The sequence below is a fragment of the Klebsiella sp. CSG-1 genome (genome assembly GCF_056521145.1).
Map to the genome: position 1 here is coordinate 50,318 of NZ_JBWNLD010000004.1, position 21,071 is coordinate 71,388.

The 21,071-nt window shown below is 59.8% G+C and carries 13 protein-coding genes and 1 riboswitch; of the genes, 4 read left to right on the forward strand and 9 right to left on the reverse strand.

Features of this window, described 5'->3' with window-relative positions; translation table 11 throughout:
• Window positions 1–34: 34 nt before the first annotated feature.
• The 8 genes from mrdA to AC007G_RS11310 form a co-directional block, all read right to left on the reverse strand.
• Complete coding sequence (mrdA, locus tag AC007G_RS11275; RefSeq protein WP_166673299.1) at window positions 35–1,957, reverse strand: penicillin-binding protein 2; 1,923 nt, start codon at window positions 1,955–1,957, stop codon at window positions 35–37.
• Window positions 1,958–2,179: 222 nt separating this feature from the next.
• The gene (gene atzF / locus AC007G_RS11280) at window positions 2,180–3,979 is read right to left on the reverse strand and encodes an allophanate hydrolase (protein ID WP_142630636.1); all 1,800 of its coding nucleotides are present in this window, start codon (window positions 3,977–3,979) and stop codon (window positions 2,180–2,182) included.
• Window positions 3,976–7,581 (reverse strand): urea carboxylase, encoded by a 3,606-nt coding sequence (uca, locus tag AC007G_RS11285; RefSeq protein WP_180888510.1) that lies wholly within the window; start codon window positions 7,579–7,581, stop codon window positions 3,976–3,978. The genes atzF and uca overlap by 4 nt, the downstream gene beginning before the upstream one ends.
• 168 nt (window positions 7,582–7,749) lie before the next feature.
• A complete protein-coding gene (locus AC007G_RS11290; protein ID WP_032687758.1) occupies window positions 7,750–8,385 on the reverse strand; it encodes an urea amidolyase associated protein UAAP2 in 636 nt (211 codons plus the stop codon).
• Between the two features lie 10 nt (window positions 8,386–8,395).
• A complete protein-coding gene (locus AC007G_RS11295; protein WP_032696220.1) occupies window positions 8,396–9,124 on the reverse strand; it encodes an urea amidolyase associated protein UAAP1 in 729 nt (242 codons plus the stop codon).
• A gap of 4 nt (window positions 9,125–9,128) precedes the next feature.
• Complete coding sequence (locus tag AC007G_RS11300) at window positions 9,129–9,908, reverse strand: ABC transporter ATP-binding protein (RefSeq protein ID WP_032699871.1); 780 nt, start codon at window positions 9,906–9,908, stop codon at window positions 9,129–9,131.
• The gene (locus tag AC007G_RS11305) at window positions 9,905–10,720 is read right to left on the reverse strand and encodes an ABC transporter permease (RefSeq protein WP_142630634.1); all 816 of its coding nucleotides are present in this window, start codon (window positions 10,718–10,720) and stop codon (window positions 9,905–9,907) included. Before AC007G_RS11305 ends, AC007G_RS11300 begins: the two co-directional genes overlap by 4 nt.
• A 24-nt stretch (window positions 10,721–10,744) precedes the next feature.
• Complete coding sequence (locus AC007G_RS11310) at window positions 10,745–11,803, reverse strand: putative urea ABC transporter substrate-binding protein (RefSeq protein WP_032687762.1); 1,059 nt, start codon at window positions 11,801–11,803, stop codon at window positions 10,745–10,747.
• Window positions 11,804–11,859: 56 nt separating this feature from the next.
• A riboswitch (guanidine-I (ykkC/yxkD leader) is annotated at window positions 11,860–11,958 on the reverse strand.
• Between the two features lie 563 nt (window positions 11,959–12,521).
• Here AC007G_RS11310 and katG point away from each other — a divergent pair.
• On the forward strand, window positions 12,522–14,699 hold the full coding sequence (katG, locus tag AC007G_RS11315) for a catalase/peroxidase HPI (protein WP_032699872.1): 2,178 nt from the start codon (window positions 12,522–12,524) through the stop codon (window positions 14,697–14,699).
• A gap of 51 nt (window positions 14,700–14,750) precedes the next feature.
• On the opposite strand, the gene zapE is transcribed toward katG, so the two are convergent.
• Entirely contained in the window at window positions 14,751–15,776 is a 1,026-nt protein-coding gene (gene zapE, locus AC007G_RS11320) for a cell division protein ZapE (protein WP_479466600.1), read from the reverse strand.
• Window positions 15,777–16,150: 374 nt separating this feature from the next.
• On the opposite strand from zapE, the gene AC007G_RS11325 reads away from it, so the two are divergent.
• The 3 genes from AC007G_RS11325 to AC007G_RS11335 all read left to right on the forward strand — a co-directional run bounded on the left by AC007G_RS11325 (window position 16,151) and on the right by AC007G_RS11335 (window position 21,036).
• A complete protein-coding gene (locus AC007G_RS11325) occupies window positions 16,151–18,274 on the forward strand; it encodes a TonB-dependent receptor (RefSeq protein ID WP_142630632.1) in 2,124 nt (707 codons plus the stop codon).
• An 8-nt stretch (window positions 18,275–18,282) separates the two neighbouring features.
• Window positions 18,283–19,296 carry an ABC transporter substrate-binding protein gene (locus AC007G_RS11330; protein WP_032699874.1) on the forward strand — a complete coding sequence of 338 codons (1,014 nt, stop codon included), beginning with the start codon at window positions 18,283–18,285 and terminating at the stop codon, window positions 19,294–19,296.
• Between the two features lie 330 nt (window positions 19,297–19,626).
• Window positions 19,627–21,036, forward strand: coding sequence for an MFS transporter (locus AC007G_RS11335; protein ID WP_032699875.1), 1,410 nt, complete (start codon window positions 19,627–19,629; stop codon window positions 21,034–21,036).
• The last annotated feature ends 35 nt before the right edge of the window (window positions 21,037–21,071 follow it).

Consider the following 21,071-nt stretch of genomic DNA (forward strand, 5'->3'; position numbering starts at 1 on the left):
CGGCCAGCACAACGCCGGGCGATACTCTCCTGCTCTACTGCGCGTCGGCGCTGTCTATCTGCGGAACGCTGGCTTCAGCCCCTTGCGCAATATCAGGCGCGTTGGCCGGATCAAAGATGTGGTCAAGGATAGCGCGCGCCGTTGGCCCGGCGACAACGCCGTCGCCGCCGCCGTTTTCCAGAATCAGCGCCATCGCCACCTTTGGATGCTGATACGGAGCAAACAAGGTATAGAAGATATGATCGCGTAATCTGACCGGGATCATCTTCGCATTGTAGGTCTGATTCTCCTTCAGACTGAAGACCTGCGAAGTACCGGACTTCGCGGCAATCTGATACGGCGCGGTATGAAACAGTTTATAACCGGTGCCGTTAGGCAAGTTAGCCATGCCGTACATCCCGTTGCGCACGATGCCCCAGTACGGCGATTTCGGATCGCCCACCTGCGGCGTATTGTTCGGCGGCTGATAGCGCTCAACCTTATTGCCGCGCTTCATGGAATAGAGCAGATGGGGATTTTTTACCTTGCCGTTGTTGAGCAGCGTCGTCAGCGCCTTCACCATCTGGACAGGCGTAGCGATCCAGTAGCCCTGGCCGATCCCGACCGAAATGGTGTCCCCCTGATACCACGGCTTTTTATGCACCTTCTGCTTCCACTCGCGGCTCGGCAACACCCCGGCATACTCTTCATTCAAATCAATCCCGGTCAACTGCCCGTAGCCAAACTTGCTCAGCCAGCTGTGAATGCGGTCAATGCCCATTTCAAAGGCCACCTGATAGAAGAAGGTGTCCGCCGACTCCTCAATCGCCTTGGTCACGTTCAGCATCCCATGCCCGGTTTTCAGCCAGTCGCGATAGCGGCGCTGGGTACCGGGTAGCGTCCAGGTCGGCGCACCGAAAAAGGTCGTGGTAGGGGTAATCACGCCAGCGGAAAGTGCCGACAGCGCCATATAGGGTTTCACCGTCGATGCCGGCGGATAGAGCCCCTGGGTCACGCGGTTAATCAGCGGGCGGTCCGGGTTATCGAGCAGAGAACGGTAGGCCTTATAGCCAATCCCTTTCACAAACGGATTCGGGTCATAGCTGGGACTGGAGACCATCGCCAGCACCCCGCCGTCGCGCGGATCGACCGCCACCACCGCCGCACGCTGCCCCTTCAGCACCCCTTCAATGTACTGCTGCAGGTGCAGATCCAGCGTCAGGTAGATATCCTTCCCGGCCACCGGCGGCACCTCTTTCAGCAAACGCACCACGCGACCATGGTTATCGACTTCCACCTCCTGATAGCCGGTGGTGCCGTGGAGCTCTTTTTCGTAATAGCCTTCAATACCCTGCTTGCCGATATTATGGTCGGCGGCATAGTTCTCCGCCTCGCCGTTTTTGGCCAGCCGTTGCAGGTCGCTGTCGTTGATTTTCGATACATAGCCGACCACGTGCGCCAGCTGGGCACCGTAGGGGTAGTCGCGCTGCTGGTAGCTCTCCACCGTTACGCCTGGAAAACGAAACTCGTTCACCGCAAAGCGTGCCACTTCAACATCGCTCAGGGCCGACTTCAGGGTCACCTGCTTGTAGCGACCGTTGTGGTGCATATCATCGCGGAAACTGGCGATATCATCGGGGGTCAAATCCACTATCGGGGTCAATGCGTTCAGCAACGCGGTCATATCGGAAATTTTGCTCGGGATCACCTGCAGGCGGTAGAGGGTGATGTTCTGTACCAGCGGGATACCGTTGCGATCGAAAATAAGCCCACGGTCTGGCGCGATAGGCAGCATTTTAATGTCATTCTGATTCGATCGGGTCTGATAGAAATCGTGCTGCTTAACCTGTAAACGGTAGAGGTTAAAAATCAGCACGCCAAAGCAGACCACCACCAGTAGAAACGCGATCGCGGCACGACGAATAAACAGCATCTCTTCCGCTGAGTGATCGCGAATTTCATCTCTCAATAGGGTCATTAGCGGCAATTCACTTGAGTTTGAATAAAGGGCGAAAAAAAGAAAAAGCGCAGCAGAATAGCGTTATCGAGGCGCCAGCCCTACAGAAAGGTTGCTAATGATTTAGCAGAAATGTTTCAGCATGTTAGATGCCCGGACAGGCGCTAGCCCCCACCAGGGGATGAAATGGGTGTGACATTGTCACAAAATGGCCTCTGTCCGCTGAAGACAGAGGCCCTGGGGTCAGCCGCGGGTTAGCCAGGCCCGCCAGCCTCCGTAGGCGGTAATGTCGGTGGCCCCCTGCAGACCGTATCCTTCGCAGATAAAACCGCTCAACCAGCGTCCGTCGGACAGTTCGACTTTGCCTAGCCCCAGCGGTGCGGGAATGGCCGCCAGCAGTGAGCCCAGCTCAGACGAAGGCAGCTCCCAGACCTCCACGGCGATGGCCGCGCCGTCGTTGTCGTCACGCACCATCCCCGGACGGCGCCCGTCGGCCAGCGCATACAGCCGATAGCGCGGGGCGCTGTGCATGGCCGTCAGCAGACGCCCGCCCCGCTCCCGCAGTTGCCCGTTCAACGCCAGGCCGTCAAGATGGGCGCCGCAGACCACCAGCGGCATGCGATCGTGGCTGCCGGTGGCCGCAGGCAAGGCAGCGTCCAGCTGGCTCCCGCCGACCAGCGGTAGTGGCTGCACGCGCTGGAAAGCGTCGGCCACTCCGAGAAGGTACTGGTCGGTGAAGGCCCGGCCGAACAGGGTGACGCCGGAGGGCAAACCGTTTGCCAGAAAACCGACCGGCACATTCACCGCCGCATAATCCAGCAGGTTCATAAAGTTGGTGTAGTAGCCGAGATCGGCATTGCGCTGCACCGGCTCGGCCTCCAGTTCAGCCAGCGTTACCGGACGCGGACAGGTCGGGGTCAGGACGCAATCCAGCGTTTCAAGGATCGCGTCACACTGCGCCTTATACGCCTGCAGCTGGTACATTGCCCTGAAGGTCGCCACCGCGTCGGTACCCGGCGCTTTCGCCAGCACGTCGCGAATCACCGGCAATACCGCCTCCGGCTGCTGCTCGATTAGCGCGCCCACCACCGCATACCGTTCCGCCACCCACGGGCCGTCGTACAGCAGGCGCGCGGCGGCAAGAAACGGCGTCATATCGAGGTTGACCGGTACGCCGCCAAGGGCAATGAGCCGCGCTTTGGCCTGCATAAACAGCGCCTCGCTCTGCGCACAGCCAAGGAAATTCAGCGTCTGCGGCACGCCGAAGCGAAATCCCGGCGTCGGGACGCCGAAGGCCTGACGGCTGTTCCACTGCGGGTTGCGGCGACTGTAGGCGTCTCGCGGATCCGGCCGTGCGGTCAGGGCCAGCAGCCGACTGGCCTCGTCGGCGGTGGCAGTAAAGAATGTCGTACAGTCGAGGGTCCGACAGGCCGGCACCACCCCGGCGGTAGAGATCAGCCCCTTGCTGGCCTTCAGCCCCATCAGGTTATTCAGTGAAGCCGGGACTCGTCCGCTGCCGGCGGTGTCCGTTCCGAGGGCGAAGCTGGCCACCCCGAGCGCCACAGCCAGCGCTGAACCGGCGCTGGATCCGCCGGAGGGATAATCCGCATGATAAGCGTTACGACAGCGGCCGTAGGGCGAACGCGTTCCGTTCAGGCCGGTGGCAAACTGATCGAGATTGGTTTTGCCGACCGGAATAGCGCCGAGGGCAATCAGCTGGGCCACGACAGTGGCATCCTCAGTCGCGGTGCGGGCAAAGGCCGGACAGGCAGCGGTGGTGGCAATGCCCGCAAGATCGATATTATCTTTGATGGCGAACGGCACGCCGTACAGCGGTAGCGTCTCCGGCGCAACCGTATCCAGCGCCGCCAGCCAGGGCTCCTGCTCCTCCGCCGTCAGTATATGAATAAACAGCTGATACTCCGGATTCAGCGCAAGCGCCTTCTGGCGGAGATCGGCCAGCAGCGCCCGCGGGGTCAATTCGCCGCGGCGGTAAGCCTCTGCGAGGGTCGCAAGGCGTAAATCAAAGGTTGGCTGACTCATACGTTCTCCTCCAGGATCACCGCCACACGTTGCCCGGCGCGTACCGACGCCCCCGGCTGAACATTCATCTGTTGCACCACGCCGTCGCACGGCGCCAACAGCGGGATCTCCATTTTCATTGACTCCAGCACCACCAGAACGTCGCCGGCGCGAACATGACTCCCCGCGGCGGCCTGCACTTGCCACAGATTGCCGGAGATCGGACTCTCCACGCCCTGCTGTCCGCGCTGCAGCGGCGCCTCGTCACCCGCGTCAGCCGCTACCTCCTGGCTATCGAAATGCGCCTGGCCGCTGGCTATCCAGCGCTCGCGTTCCTCATTGAAGGCGCGCTGCTGATGCTGGCGAAAAGCGTCGATACTTACCGCTTCCCGCTGCAGAAACTGCTGGTACTCCGCCAGCCGCAGGGTACTGTGCTCAATGCGCAGCGGATAGCGGCCAAGCGGGAAATCGCGGCGGTTCTGTTGCAGTTCATCGGCAGAAACCGGGTAGAAACGCAGCTGGTCGAAGACGCGCAGCAGCCAGGGTTTACCGGAGAAGTCGGCGACCTCGTGATAGCGATTCCACATCTGCAACGTACGGCCGACAAACTGGTAGCCCCCGGGACCTTCCATACCATAGACGCACAGATAGGCTCCGCCGATCCCCACCGAGTTTTCCGCCGTCCAGGTACGCGCCGGATTGTATTTGGTGGTCACCAGTCGATGACGCGGATCGAGCGGCGTCGCCACCGGCGCGCCAAGATAGACATCGCCCAGCCCCATCACCAGATAGCTGGCGTCGAACACCGTCTGCCATACCGCCTGTTCGTCAGGTAAGTCGTTAATCCGGCGGATAAATTCGAGGTTGCTCGGGCACCATGGCGCGTCGCGCCGCACGGTCGTCATGTATTTATCGATAGCCGTGCGGCAGGCCGGGTCGTCCCACGACAGCGGTAGATGTACCACCCGGGTCGGAACCTGCAGATCGTCGCTGACGCACACCGCCGCCCACTCCACGCTCACCCAACTCAACAGCGCGTCAAGCGTCAGGGTTTCCGGCTGGAAATGAATTTGCAAAGAACGAATACCCGGCGTCAGGTCAATTACCCCCGGTCGGGAGCGGCTCTCCAGCGCCTGCATCAGAGCATGAATGCGAAAACGCAGCACCAGATCGAGCTCCGCCTCTCCCGCTTCCAGCAGCAGATGGGTATCGCCGGAAAGACGGGCCACCAGACGCTTATCTGCTTCTGCGCAGCTCATCACCACGGGGGAAGTTAACGGCGCGGGCTGCCACGCAACAGGCATCGCCTCAAGCGTCGCCAGCTCATCCCGGTAGCCTGCCGCCAGTCGACGGGCCGTAGACAGATCCACGGCAACAAAACGCACCTTGTCGCCGGCTTTCAGTTGCCCCAGTTGCCAGAGATCGGCTTCAATCACCGTCACCGGGCAGACGAAACCGCCGAGGCTCGGGCCGTCCGGGCCAAGAATAACCGGCATATCGCCGGTAAAATCAACCGCGCCGACGGCATAAGGGTTATCGTGAATATTCGACGGATGCAGCCCCGCGTCGCCGCCGCTCTCGCGGGCCCACAGCGGTTTAGGACCTATCAGCCGCACGCCGGTACGGCTGGAGTTGAAATGCACCTCCCAGTCGGTGGCAAAAAACGTATCAATGTAGTCCGCGGCAAAAAATTCCGGCGCGCCGTGCGGGCCGTAAATCACCCGCAGGGTACGTACGGCCGCCAGCGGCGGTACCAGCACAGCAGGCAGCGCGGCGCCGGTGTCCCCCCTGCCGTCTGGCGCCAGATGCAGAACATCCCCGCTGCGCAACGCGCGTCCGCCATGGCCGCCAAACTGTCCAAGCGTAAAGGTACTTTTGCTGCCCAGATAATCCGGCACCTGAATGCCGCCGCGCAGACAGAGGTAGCTCCTGACCCCCGCCCCTTCGATGGCGCCGATTTTCAGCGTCGCCCCGGCCGGGATACGGAATACACGGTTCATCTCTTGCGCGATACCGTCAAGGGTAACCGGAACGCCGGCGCCGCTCACCACCGCCAGGGCTGCACAATGAAACTTCAGCACTGGCCCGCTGAGGGTGATTTCCAGCGCCGCTTCTCCCGGCGGGTTATCCAGCAGCCGGTTGCCGAGGCGCAGCGCCCGATCGTCCATCGGCCCCGACGGCGGGACGCCCACCGCCCAGTAGCCCAGCCGTCCGGGATAATCCTGGACGCTGGTCTGCGTCCCGGCACTGAGCACCTCGACGGTTGCGGCCCGATAGCTCAGCTGTTCCAGGCAACGGGTCCAGGGCTCACCCTGTACAAAGGGTTCAAAGGCCAGAATCTGCTGGAGGTAGATGCGGTTAGTTTCCACGCCATACAGGCGGGTGTTCGCCAGCGCCTGGGTCAGTTCAGCGATCGCCTCGTCGCGGGTTGGCCGCCAGGCGATCATTTTAGCCAGCATCGGGTCAAAAAAGGGCGGCACGTCGCAACCGGCCTCCACCCAACGGTCGATACGAAGCGTGTCGCCGTCCGCCGGCGGAAAAACCACCTCGGTCAGCAAACCTGGCGAAGGCTGAAACTGACGGCCCGGATCTTCGGCATAAATACGCGCCTGGATAGCGTGGCCCCGTGGTGTCAGGTCGGCCAGCAGCGCAGTGAGCGGCGGTAAATCCCCGGCCGCCAGCGCCACCATCCAGCGTACCAGGTCGACGCCCCACACCTGCTCGGTGACGCCATGCTCAACCTGCAGACGGGTATTGACCTCGAGAAAATAGAAGCGCTGCGCCGCGCTGTCATAGACAAATTCGACCGTCCCGGCGCTGCGATAGCTGACCGCTTTGCCCAGCGCGACCGCCGCCGCGCACAGCGCATCCGCCATCCCCGCCGGTAGGTTCGGCGCCGGGGTTTCTTCCAGCACTTTCTGGTTCCGACGCTGTATTGAGCAGTCGCGCACCCCAAGGGCGATGACCTCGCCCTGCCCGTCGCCGAATATCTGCACTTCCAGATGGCGCGCGCGTTCAATGTATTTTTCGATAAACACGCCCGCATCGCTAAAGTTATTCTGCCCCAGCCGCTGTACGGTCTCAAAGGCGTCCGACAGCTCGCGGGCGTCGCGACAGACGCGCATCCCGATACCGCCGCCCCCGGCGGTGCTTTTTAACATCACCGGGTAGCCGATGGTGTCCGCCGCCCGACACGCTTCGCCGCTGTCGGCCAGCAGACCGGTCCCCTCCAGCAGCGGCACGCCCTGCGCTTTGGCCAGCGCCCGGGCGGTGTGCTTCAGGCCAAACGTGCGTAGCTGAGCGGGAGTCGGGCCGACAAACGCCAGCCCGGCAGCTTCACAAGCCTCGGCGAAGGCAGCGTTTTCCGATAAGAAACCGTAGCCGGGATGAATAGCTTCGGCCCCGCTTTTTAAGGCAGCGGCGATGATTTTTTCCGTCACCAGGTAAGTTTGCGCCGCCGGGCCGTCGCCGAGGCCGATTGCCTCATCGGCTTCGCGAATATGCAGGCTGCTGAGATCCGCGTCGGAATAGACCGCCACGCCCTTCACCTGCATCGCGCGCAGGGTGCGCAGAATTCGACAGGCGATGGCGCCGCGGTTAGCAATCAGTAAGGTTTTGAACATACAAGGGACTCACGTCGTGGCGGGTCGTCCCGCAAAAAAATTCGACGTCCCCGGGGCCGTCCCCGAGGCGCGCAGGCGTTCAGGGCTTACGCGATGGTGTGCTTAACAGGCGGTCGGCGCGAACGGCAAACAGACGCCAGGCCAGCAGGCGCCAGCGCTGCCAACGGGTCAGTTCCATACCAGTACCTCCGCCGGTGTCGGATTCCAGCCGTTGCAGGGGTTATTCAGCTGTGGGCAGTTGGAGATCAGGACGATAACGTTGCGCTCCGCGCGCAGCTCGACGTACTTCCCGGCGCCAGAGATCCCGTCTTCAAAGGTCAGGCCGCCGGCTTCGGTCACCGGGACGTTCATAAAAAAGTTGATATTGGCGCCAATATCGCGCTTATGCAGCCGACCGTCATGCAGACAGGCGCAGAGAAAATTGTCCCGACAGCTGTGCATGTAGCGTTTATCCAGCGCATAGCGCACGGTGTTGCTCTCCTGCGCGCAGGCCCCGCCGAGGGTATCATGGCGTCCACAGGTATCGGCCACGATGGTCAACAGCGGATTTCCGAGGTTGGAGTACAGCACGCTGCCGGTCGTCAGGTAGGCATTGCCCTGACGGCGCAGCGTACGCTGCGGATCGTAGCGTTCGCGCGGGTTGTCAGCACAATAAAACAGGGTGTCGACAGCCTGGTTGCCTTCAAGATCGAGCAGGCGCAGGGTCTGCCCCGTTTTGATTTCGAACAGCCAGGGTTCGCCCGCAGGAATCACGTGGCGATAGACGGCATCGGCGGGGTTACGGGTACTGGTCACAAGGCTCATCTCGGGCTCCTCAAAGGGCGAACAGGTGGGTGTTGGTGAAGGCGCGCTGGTTTTCATCGCGGGTAAACAGCGATTCGACCGCCGCCTGCTCATCGTCGGCCTGATACCAGCTCAGCTGGACCGGACGGGGGGCATAGTCGCCCGACGGGTTCATCGGATGCGGCAGCGCGGTCAGGACCATCAGTACGTCCATCGGCGCAAACAGTTCGACGTAGTTACCCGGGGTGGAATGGCCCGCACAAAACTGAAAGCGCCCTGCGCTGTCGACGGTGACTTTGCTGAAGAAGTTGACCACCATCAGCAGATCCTCGAGGCCAAGATCCCATTTCCCCATTTCGACCAGCAGATTATCGGCGCCATTGCGATGGAAGGTGTTGCGCAGCTCCTGGTAGCGGCCCGCGCCATATTTTTCTTCCGTCTCTTGCGCATTGAGCACACCGCCGAACGGATCGTGCCAGCCGCAGTTATCGGCGATGATGCCAGCCAGCACCCGCCCCATATCGGAATAGAAACAGTGTCCGGCCGTCAGCCGCGCGGTGTGCTGTCCCTTGAGGGTATCCGGCAGGTTCAGGCGCTCGCTTTTCTCATGCGGGTTGAGCATCATCATGCTGACGTTTGCACCGCCGTCGATATCGGTCAGACGCAGGATCTGCCCACGGCGTAAAATGAACGAGGTATGGCCCCCGCCCGGCAAAAATTCTTCGCGCAGAGCTGGTGAGGTATGAAAAAGCGCTGTCATCGGGCTATCTCCTTAAGGCATAGACATTGTTATCGGTGCCGGCGCCGAGCATCTGCGACATCCGGGTCTCATTAAGCGGAATATCGTAGGTAATGCGCGCGCCATAGGCGTTGGGGGCCTGCGGGTCGTGGCGTACCTTATCGAAGACCAGCAGACGGGTGCCGAGATTGAATCCTTCGGCCAAATCGTGGGTGACCATAAAGACCGTCATTCGCGTTTCGCTCCATAGCTGAAGCAGCAGGGCGTGCATATCTTTGCGGATACCGGGGTCGAGCGCGCCGAAAGGCTCGTCGAGCAGCAGAACCCGTGGCTGCATCACAAAGGCCTGGGCGATCGCCAGCCGCTGCTGCATCCCGCCGGACAGTTGTGCCGGATAGCGGTCAAGGGCGTGGGCGAGCCCCACTTTGTCCAGCATCTGTGCCGCCTGTTCGCGGGCAGCACGCTTGCGGGCACCGAACAGACGGCCAAAGCACGGCGAAGACGGCAGCTCCAGACCGACGGTCACGTTATCCAGCACGCTCAGGTGCGGGAAGACCGAATAACGTTGGAACACCACGCCGCGGCTGCGGTCCGGCTCGGGAGCCAGCGGCTGACCGTCGAGCGTAATCGTGCCCCGGGTCGGTTTCTCCTGCCCCAGCAGCAGGCGCAAGAAGGTGGATTTCCCGCAGCCGGAGGCCCCGACCATGGAACAAAACTCCCCTTCTTTGACCGCTAAGTTAATGCGCTCCAGCACCACATGGTCGCCGTACTCCTGCCAGATATTGTTGATGCGGATAAAACTCATGTCCGGCCTCCTTCGGCCCACGGGAAGCAGACTTTATGCAGCTGACGCAGCCCCAGATCCATCAGCCAGGCCAGCAGGGTTATCCAGATGACATAGGGGATTATCACATCCATCGCCATGTAGCGCCGGACGAGGAAAATGCGGTAGCCCAGCCCGGCGGTGGCGGAAATAGCCTCCGCCGAAATCAGAAACAGCCACGCCGATCCCAGCAGCAAACGCAGCGAGGTAAGCAGGCGGGACAGCAGCTGAGGCAGGACCACCCGCAGGACCACCGTCCAGCTGTTGGCGCCGAGGGTTTGCGCTTTGATAAACAGTTCCGCCGGGATTTCCCGCGCCCGCTGTTCAAGGTCGCGCGCCAGCATCGGCGTGATGCCAATCACGATCAGCATCACCTTAGAGAGTTCATCGAGACCGAAGACGATAAACAGCACCGGCAGGATCGCCAGCGGCGGCACCATCGAGACCACGGTCATCAACGGCGACAGCGCCGCGCGATAAACCGGAAATACGCCGGCCACGATCCCGATGCTCAGGCCAATCAGCGCGGACACCGCCAGCCCGATGAGCAGGCGCGTCAGGCTGATCAGCGTATCGCCCCACAGCAGGTATTCGCCGCTGCGTTTGTCCGGCGTAAACGCCATCCGTTCGATGGCCGCCGCCATCTGCGACAGGCCGGGCAACAGCTTGTCCTGGGGATTCGCTTCAAGGCGAATAGCGGAGCCGATAAACCAGGCGGCGATCAGCAACAAAAAGGGCAGCAGTAATAGCATCAGCCGCATGCCCTGCTGGGGATGGCGGTTAATTTGGCGCATGGCGTTCACTCCCGTCATCAATGATTACAGCTGGCCGGCGGCGGCCATTTTCAGGAAGCTATCGTCAAAGCGCAGTCGGGTATTTGCGTTATCACCCACTGTGACGTTGCCGGGGAAGCGCATGCCAATGAAGTCGGCGCTTTGCGCGCCTTCACCTAACAGCCCTTTATCAAACGAAAACTGCGCCACGCGCTGCATGGTTTTTGCCAGCTCCGGGCTGGAGATGAACGTCAGCGTCTCGGCGGCGGTCCAGAACAGGTGGGTCGTTTTCAGCTGCGCCTGGTAGCCCGCAAGGTCGGTGCCGGAATCTGCCGCCATGGCGCTCAGCGCCTGGGCGTCTCCGGCCTGCATTTTGGCCATCATTTCAAACCATGCGCCGGTCAGGGCTTTCCCCAGCGCGGGGTTATCTTTCAGGGTTTGCGTGTTGACCACCATCATGTCGATAAGCTCGCCGGGAACCTGCGCTGAGCTAAAGACTTCGCTGGTCTGCGGGGTCTTTTTAATCGCCGACAGCTGCGGGTTCCATGCTACGGCGGCGCGGACGCTGCTGGTGCCAAAAGCGGAAACGATATCGGCATCGGAGGTATTCACCACTTTGACATCTTTCTCCTGCAGACCGGCCTTCTCCAGGCCACGGACCAGCAGATAGTGCGAAACCGACAGCTCAGGGAGATAGACCGACATGCCTTTCAGATCGGCCAACGTTTTAGCGCTGCCTTTGAGCACCACGCCGTCGTTGCCGTCGGAATAGCTGCCGGTAATCAGCGCAGTGGTATCGACCCCGCCCGCGGCGGGGATCGTCAGCGCGTCCATGTTGGTCATGGTGCAGCCATCAAACTGACCCGCGGTGTACTGATTAATCGACTCGATATAGTCGTTGAGCTGGACGATATTGATTTTGATGCCGTATTTCGCGGCCCATTTATCAATGATTTTTTCGTTGCTGATGGCGCCCCAGGGCATCCAGCCGGCATAGATCGTCCAGCAGACGTTGAACTCTTTTTTTACGGCGGCAAAGGAAGGGAAACTGGCCAGTAGCGCCAGCGACAGCATGAGTGAGCGGATGACACGGGATGTCTTCATTATGAACCTCTGGTTGGCACAAAAACAGGAGCAGCGCGACACCTGACGGTGCTGCTGTCTCCCGGGCTTTTGTCCCGCCGTGTAACCTCGCAGAGGTCGCCAGCTCTCGGACCAGACATTCACCTGCGTGAACCGGAACCCTAGCCAGCTATTGGATCATCTTGATTGTCTGTTGCGCTGCCTTCTGGTTTATTGTTTGCAAAGGGCATGCCAGAAAATTGTTCTTTTTAATTCAGTAAGATAGATAGTGGTCACGGGACGTCACACCACAATGGGGAGTGGTTTTGGGGCAATGCATAAATTTGGTGCAGACAACCTGCCCACACGTAATAAAGCGCACTCGGCGCGAAAACAGACGCCTGGCACATTCTGCGAGCACCGCCGGGTTATATAAACGGAGGATCTTAACCGCGATAATCTTATTTATCGTCGTCGCGACGGTAGCCAGTAAATGACCAGAATTCACCTGCTTAGCTTTTTTTGCAACCGCTTATTTTATCGCCAGAGGCCTCGCTACAGTGTCCTATACTGATTAGCAAACGGCAACGTACGTAAGCGGCTTTACGTATTTTGGCTTTAATCCACATTTATTTCATGGATTTCTTTATCGCTTGTTGTTAAAAGGATATAACTATTAATTCCGTAGATTCTTTCAAGTATCACTTATTGGTTGCAGTGTATATCGTAATGGCATTCACAAAAGCAAACGGAGCCTGATATGAGCACGTCTAACGATTCATCTAACAACGCATCCGCCGGGAAGTGCCCTTTTCACGCAGGGAAGCCCGTCCAAAGTGCCGGTGGCGGCACCGCCAACCGCGACTGGTGGCCTAATCAACTTCGCGTGGATCTGCTGAACCAGCATTCCAACCGCTCAAATCCCCTCGGCGAAGACTTTAACTACCGCGAAGAGTTCAAAAAACTCGACTATGCCGCGCTGAAGGCAGACCTGAGAGCGCTGCTGACCGATTCACAAGAGTGGTGGCCGGCAGACTGGGGCAGCTACATCGGGCTGTTTATTCGTATGGCCTGGCACGGTGCAGGCACCTATCGTACCGTTGACGGTCGCGGTGGCGCAGGCCGTGGACAGCAGCGCTTTGCGCCGCTGAACTCCTGGCCGGATAACGTCAGCCTCGATAAAGCCCGTCGCCTGCTGTGGCCGATAAAACAAAAATACGGCCAGAAAATCTCCTGGGCTGACCTCTATATGCTGGCCGGTAACGTCGCGCTGGAAAACGCCGGCTTCCGCACCTTCGGCTTCGGCGCCGGTCGTGAAGATGTCTGGGAACCGGATCTGGACGTTGACTGGGGCCATGAAAAAGCCTGGCTCGAACATCGTCACCCGGAAAGCCTGGCGCAACAGCCGCTGGGTGCCACCGAAATGGGTCTGATCTACGTTAACCCGGAAGGCCCGAACGCCAGCGGCGACCCGCTCTCCGCTGCCGCTGCCATTCGTGCCACCTTCGGCAACATGGCCATGAACGATGAAGAGATCGTCGCGCTGATCGCCGGCGGCCATACCCTCGGTAAAACGCACGGCGCAGCGGTAACCACTCACGTCGGCGCAGAACCTGAAGCCGCACCGATTGAAGCGCAGGGCCTCGGCTGGGCGAACAGCTACGGCAGCGGAGCCGGTCCCGATGCGATCACCTCAGGTCTGGAAGTGGTCTGGACACAGACCCCGACCCAGTGGAGCAACTACTTCTTCGAGAACCTGTTCAAATACGAATGGGTCCAGACCCGCAGCCCGGCTGGCGCCATTCAGTTTGAAGCCAAAGATGCCCCGGACCTGATCCCCGATCCGTTCGATCCGGAGAAAAAACGCAAGCCGACCATGCTGGTAACCGACCTGACGCTGCGCTTCGACCCGGAATTCGGCAAGATTTCCCGTCGCTTCCTCAACGATCCGCAGGCCTTTAATGAAGCCTTTGCCCGCGCCTGGTTCAAACTGATCCACCGTGATATGGGGCCAAAATCACGCTACCTCGGGCCGGAAGTGCCGAAAGAAGACCTGATCTGGCAAGATCCGTTACCGGCCGCCATCCACAACCCAACGCCGGCGGATATTGCGACCCTGAAGACCGCTATCGCCGATGCCGGACTGTCGGTCAGCGAACTGGTGTCGGTGGCCTGGGCTTCTGCCTCCACCTTCCGCGGCGGAGACAAACGCGGCGGAGCTAACGGCGCGCGTCTGGCGCTGGAGCCGCAGAAATCGTGGCCGGTGAACGCCGTGGCTGCAAAAGTGCTGCCGACGCTGCAGGCCATTCAGAAAGCCTCGGGTAAAGCATCGCTGGCCGATATCATCGTGCTGGCGGGCGTCGTGGGTGTCGAACAGGCCGCTGCGGCTGCCGGTGTGCAGGTCAGCGTACCGTTCGCGCCGGGCCGGGTGGATGCCCGTCAGGATCAGACGGATATCGAGTCTTTCGATCTGCTGGAACCGCTGGCGGATGGTTTCCGTAACTATCGCCGGATCGAAGGTGGCGTCTCGACAGAAACGCTGCTGCTGGATAAAGCTCAGCAGCTGACGCTGACCGCGCCGGAAATGACCGTGCTGGTGGGCGGCCTGCGGGTGCTGGGCGCCAACTATGATGGCAGCCAGCACGGGGTCTTCACCGACCACGTCGGCGTCCTGAGCAATGACTTCTTCGTCAACTTACTCAGCATGGCCACCGTCTGGAACGCCACCGACGAGCAGGGCGAACTGTTCGAAGGCCGCGATCGTCAGAGCGGTGAGAGCAAGTACACCGCCACCCGCGCCGACCTGGTCTTCGGTTCGAACTCAGTACTGCGGGCGCTGGCGGAAGTGTACGCCTGCCAGGATGCTCAGGAGAAACTGGTTAAAGACTTTGTCGCGGCCTGGACCAAGGTGATGAACCTCGACCGTTACGATCTGTAATCTCCCTCCCCGGCGGGCGCTATGTCCGCCGGGGCTTTTCCCCTTCCCCTCTCATGTTTGTCGCAGCTGTAATAACCGGCTGTAGGTAGGCTGAATATCTTCCTGTTCGACATCCGCCACCAGTTCGCCCAGTCCGCAGGCGGCCACCACGATCAGCTGACACTGCTTTTCATACAGCACATCCACCAGATTAATAAAGCGCTGCTGAGCCGCCGGGCCTGCCTGACGCAAAGGCGGAACCGCATCCAGCAGCCAGCGCTCATGCTGTTCACAGAGCGCCAGATAATCCATTACCGACGTTGCCGCCATGCACAGCTGGCTAAAGGTGAAATGCAACAAATGCGTCGGCGCGGAGGCGGCGTGTAGCGTACGATAGCCCACCTGCAGCGGCTGCGCAGTGGCGCAGGGATCCGGCAGTTCTAGTCGCTGACGGGTTTGGGCAGAGGGTTGCACCAGAAACCTCCCGCGGCAGAATGGATTTTCCGCCGGCGCATGGCGCGCCCGGTAATCCTCTTCACCATTGAGCGCCGCTACCGTCATGTGCTGTTTTATCAGCGCAATCGACGGCACAAAACGGTCGTGATACAGCGGGTTAGCCAGTAATTGATCCGGGGGGTAGTTGGAGGTAGCCAACAGAATGATACCGCGTTGAAACAGCAGCGTAAGCAGCGCTTTCACCAACATGGCGTCGCCCGGATCGTGGAGATGAAACTCATCAAAACACAATAGCCGGCAGCCGTCGGTCATCTGTACCAGCACCTCGGGCAGGGTTGGCGTTGGCTGCGCGTTCAGCCGCTGATGCAGTTCGCGAAAGAAATAGTGGAAATGCACCCGGCGCTTTTCCGCCAGCGGCAGGCTGGCAAAGAAATGATCGATAATAAAACTTTTGCCGCGCCCGGTACGCCCCCAGACGTACAGCCCTTTACCACGCGTGGCCTTGCCTGCGGCCAGCCCGTGCCCCAGCGCGTCCAGTTGAGTAATCAGCGTCTGCTGGTCCGCATCGAGGGTCAACGCCAGCGCCTCGGCCCGCTGTGCCATAAACGAGGCAAAACTAAATTCGGTCATTCCTTGCGTCATTTTCGCTCTTCGTGGTGTCACCGGCGCAGCTGCCCCGGAAAAAAGATGAGGAATTCTCACCAATTACACCTTCACTGAACGACAATAACAAGCTTATCTGCAGCACAAAGGCTGTATTCCTCCCCCGGACCTGAAAAAAAACCATTGTTCTCTTCCGGGGTATACCAACACATTATAACCAGCAAAAACAGATGGATAGTGTGGTTGATTCCGTACCAGGTTGACGGTGCCGACGTACAAAAAACATCGTTATATATTGACATATACAGCGATGTTTTTTATCTTTTTGTCATACAAATAAAAACCGTACCCTTCAGACAGAGACGAGATTTTCCCCGCCTCATTCCACTTTCATCCGTCTGAACTAAAAATTAATGCGCTCATATAAACTCGTTTTATTAACCGGGATGATTCCCTGTTCTCCCATTCTACCGGCGATGCCTGTATATGCAGCAGAAACCATGGTTGTCACCGCAGAACCGCATACCCAATCCCTTGATGATGTCACGCCTGCTGCGGAACAGCAGGCTACGCCAGGCAACCTCGGCAAGCAGAAGTTGATTAACGTTCCGTGGTCCGTGCAGACGCTCTCCGACTCTCTGACCCGCCAGGTACAGGCCAGCAGCGTCAAAGATGTCTACCGCTATCTGCCCTCCGTCCAGGGCGACGGCGTTCGTCCGCAAACCCGCGGTATGCAGGGCAGCGTGGTGCAGAACAGCATGATTGATGGCCTGAACGTGGTGTCGACCACCGAGTATCCCGCTGAACAGTTTCAACGCATTGAGGTACTGAACGGTATGGCCGGCGCGCTATATGGCCCGGCAAACCCGGCGGGCATGTTTAACCTGGTCTCGAAACGGCCTACCGATGTGCCGCTACGCAGGGTGACCGTTGGCGGCGGGACGGCGTCAGGCGCGAATGCCGCACTGGACCTCAGCGGCCCGCTTGACGCGGCCGACAGAGTAAAATATCGCCTCAATCTGCTGGATCAGGACGGCAGCAGCTATACCCACGGTAGCCGTCAGCGCAACCAGTATGCCGGTCTGGCGCTCGACTTCCAACTGACCGACCAGACGGTGCTGGAGAGCAACTTCAGCTACTACCACTTCTATCAAAAAGGGCTGCCCGGCTCGTTCGCTCTGGCAAAAGGGACCCATTTCCCGTCGCCGCTGGATCCCACTAAAAGCCAATATGGTCAGTACTACGCCGGCAACGACGACACCACCACCACCGGCAGCCTGCATATTAAGCATGATTTTGACGGTAACTGGCTGCTGGACGTCGGCGTGCTGCGCCAGATAGCCGACCGTGAATCGACCACCGTCACCAATACGCTGACCGATAATCAAGGTCATTACGCCACCACGACCGCCAACTCCGCCGCCAGCCGATTTACCATCAACAGCTACCTGGTTAACCTCACCGGCAGCGTTGATAGCGGCTGGTTACAGCATGACCTGGCGGTTGGCATGCGCGGTTTCGTGTGGAAAAACAACAACCCACGCGATGGCGGTACGCAAACGCTGGGCAGTTCTTCGCTGGAGGAGAGCCCGGATTACGCCCGCCCCGCCTATCCGGATTTTACCGACCGTTACCATTCCGCCACCACCACGCAGCACGTCTTTCTGCTGAGCGATACGCTGACCTTTAATCCCCGGTGGAGCCTGCTGCTCTCCGGTAGCGAAAATCTGTTTACCGTAGACAACTACAGCAAAACCGGCAGTCGTAGCAGCAATCATGACGATCGGGGGGCCAGCGGTTCCGCCAGCCTGATGTACAAGCCGGTGGAGAATGTGACGCTCTATACGACCTGGGCCAATAGTATGCAGCAGGGAGATACCGCGCCTGCCGGAGCCAATAACGCCGGCGAGGTCCTTGACCCCTACCGCAGCCATCAGGTGGAGGTCGGCGCGAAATACGCCCCGCATAAGGATCTGCTGCTTACCGCGGCGTTGTTCCAGGCTGAACGCCCGTTCGCCTATACCAATGCCAGCGGTGATTTTGCCCAGGACGGAACGCAGAAAAACCGCGGGCTGGAGCTGATGGCCGATGGTCACGTCACCCCGAACCTGCGCCTGTTCGGCGGCGGCAGCTGGCTCGACCCGCGTTTGCACAACACTTCGAGCGCCGATGCTGACGATAAGCAGGTAGTCGGTCTGCCGCGCTTCACCGCCAGTATGCTGGCGATTTACAGCATCGATCCGCTCCCTGGGCTTGATGTTAACGGCACGCTTCGCTACGTCGGTCGTCGCCCGACCGATAACGCCAACGATAGCTGGGTGGGCAGCTATACCACGGTGGATATCGGCAGCAACTACCGCACCCGGCTGTTTGGTACCGATACCACATTTAGGTTAGCAGTGACTAACGTCACTAACCGCCGCTACTGGAGCAACGTCGTTCCTGGCGCGCTGACCGGTTACACCGGCGCCGGGTACGCCAGTGCGCAGCTGGGGGCACCGCGCGAAGCGACTGCCTCGTTGCAGTTTGATTTCTGAGGACGATGATGAACAAGATTGCCGCTGGCTTACTTACGCTTTGCCTCGCCATTCCGGCGCTGGCCGACCGCCAGGTCACCGATGACGCCGGACATCGCGTCACCCTACCGGACACGGTGACGCGGGTGGCTGAAGGATGGTTCGCCCACCACTCGCTGCTGATGACCCTCGGGGCCGGCGGCGATATCGTGGCGACGGTCAACCGCCCGGACAGCCGCCCGTGGATGTTCCGCCTCGATCCGCGGCTGAATCACGCGCTGATCGGCCGCGGCCCGCACTTTACCAGCGAAGCGCTGCTGGCGCGCGGCGCTCAGGTGGTCTTTGTCGCCCAGGGAGACGGTGATGCCGATGCCTATCGCCAGGCCGGTCTGCCGGTGATGGAGATGCGTTTTAGCGACTATCCGTCGCTGGCCCGCGCGGTGGAAACCACCGCAGAGGTTATCGCTACGCCGCAGGCGCGGGCCCGCGCCCAGGCGTATAACCAGTACCTGCAACAGGTCATTGCGCGCGTCGGCCAGCGAAACGCCGCGCTCACCGACGCGGAACGCCCGCGGGTGCTGCATATCCAATCACTGAAGCCGCTGAAGGTCGACGGCAGCCATACGCTGATCGATACCTGGATCCAGCTGGCGGGAGGACGTAACGCGGCGCAGGGCATCAGCGGCAATATGCAGGAGATCTCTGCGGAGAAAGTGCTGGCCTGGCAGCCGGACGTCATTATCCTCGGTGCGGGGTGCGGTGACCTGCAGCACTCGGCTTATGGTGAACTTTTCTCAGCGCTGCGGGCGGTTAAACAAGGCCGGGTGCTACAAAACCCGGCGGGCGTTTTTCCGTGGGATCGCTACGGCAGCGAAAGCGCGCTGCAGATTCAATGGGCGGCAAAACAGCTTCAGCCGCAGCGCTTTGCCGATGTCGATATGATCGCCGTCACCCGCGACTTTTATCAGCGCTTTTTTGCTTATTCGCTGAGTGAACCGGAGGCCAGGCGGATTTTGCAGGCGCTCCCCCCGCAGGAAAAATAGCGGCCGGAGCCAGTCACAATGGCCCCGCTATACGCCGGGGCCATTTTATACGTTCTTACTTCATGATTGCCGTCCCCACCGCCACGCTAAGCGTCCCCCTTAGCAGCTTCGCCAGCCCCTCCTTTCACCCACTCATGAAGAGCGTGCCTGGTTGTTTACTTCAAATCCGTCGGCGGCCTGGCGCAGAAAGCAGTGAGTTCCTCATGTCTATGACTTAAGCACGATATTTTTACCTGTAGAACCCCGACAGGGAGAGGAATTAAAAATTTAAAACCATTAACAATCCAATAACATTAGCAGGCAAACATTTCATCTGAGGAAAATAATAATATGTCTACCACCCAGGTTCTGGGGGATGCGCCCTTTGCCCCCGCAGAACAACCCCACGCCAGCTTAACCCGCCGCATCGATGCCCTGCCTGCCTCTGTCGGCCTGTGGTCGTTTATTACTTTGCTGGCGCTGGGCGGCTTCTTTGAGCTCTACGATCTTTTTCAAACCGGTTATATCAGTACCGGACTGCTGGCAGAACATATTTTCCATACCGACCAACAGGGCATTTTTGGCATCTCCGATCAGGCCTCATTTGCCTCGGCCACCTTCTTCGGATTGTTTATCGGCGCCAGTCTGCTGGCGCCGCTGGCGGACAAGCTGGGCCGCCGATTGACCTTTATGTTTGCGCTTGCCTGGTATGGCGCATTTTCACTGCTGATGGCTTTCCAGAACAGCGCCGAAGGGGTCATCTTGTGCCGCTTTCTGGTCGGTATTGGGCTGGGAATTGAACTGGTGACCATCGACACCTATCTGAGCGAATGGGTCCCGACCCATCTGCGCAACAAAGCGTTCGCCTTTGCCTTTTTTATCCAGTTTCTCTCGGTTCCCGCCGTGGCGCTGATGTCATGGATGCTGGTCCCGACGACGCTGTTCGGCCTGACCGGCTGGCGCTGGGTGATTATCTTTGGCGCGCTGTGTTCGCTGATCATTTGGGTGATTCGCAAAAAACTGCCGGAATCGGCCCGCTGGCTGGAGGTGAAAGGTCGCCATGCGGATGCGCACGCGGTGATGTGTGAGATGGAGCGGCGCTGTGGCGTCACGCCTTCGCCGCAGCATGTCCCGGACACCCGGGAAGCGCAGCGTAAAAGCGGCAGCTTTAAAGAGATCTGGGCGCCGGAATACCGCAGACGGACCATCATGCTGATGGTGATGAACTTCTTCCAGGCGATCGGTTTTTTCGGCTTCGGCAACTGGCTGCCGGCGCTGCTCTCCGGCCAGGGCGCAAGCATTACCCACAGTCTGCTGTACGCCTTTTTTATCACTCTCGCCTACCCGCTGGGCTGCTTGTTCTGCACCCGCTTTGTCCACCGGTTTGAGAATAAGTGGCAGATCGTGCTCTCCGCGCTGATGACGGTGGTGTTCGGCACCCTGTTTGCTCTGCAGAATAACCCGGTGATGCTGGTTGTCTGCGGGTTTATGATTACCTGGTCCAACGCCTGGTTGACCATCAGCTATCACGCCTACCAGGCGGAAATCTTCCCGACCCGGATTCGCGCCAGAGCCGTGGGCTTTTGCTACTCCTTCAGCCGCCTGTCAACGGCGCTCACCAGCATTCTGATCGGTCTGATTTTACAATACGCCGGCACCCCGGGGGTAATTAGCTTTATCGTGGCCAGCATGCTGATGGTGATGCTCTCGGTGGGTATTTACGGCCCGAAAACCCGCGGTATCGAGCTGGAAAATATCTGACTGTCCTCTGCGCCGCCGGGTTATTTTCGGCGGCG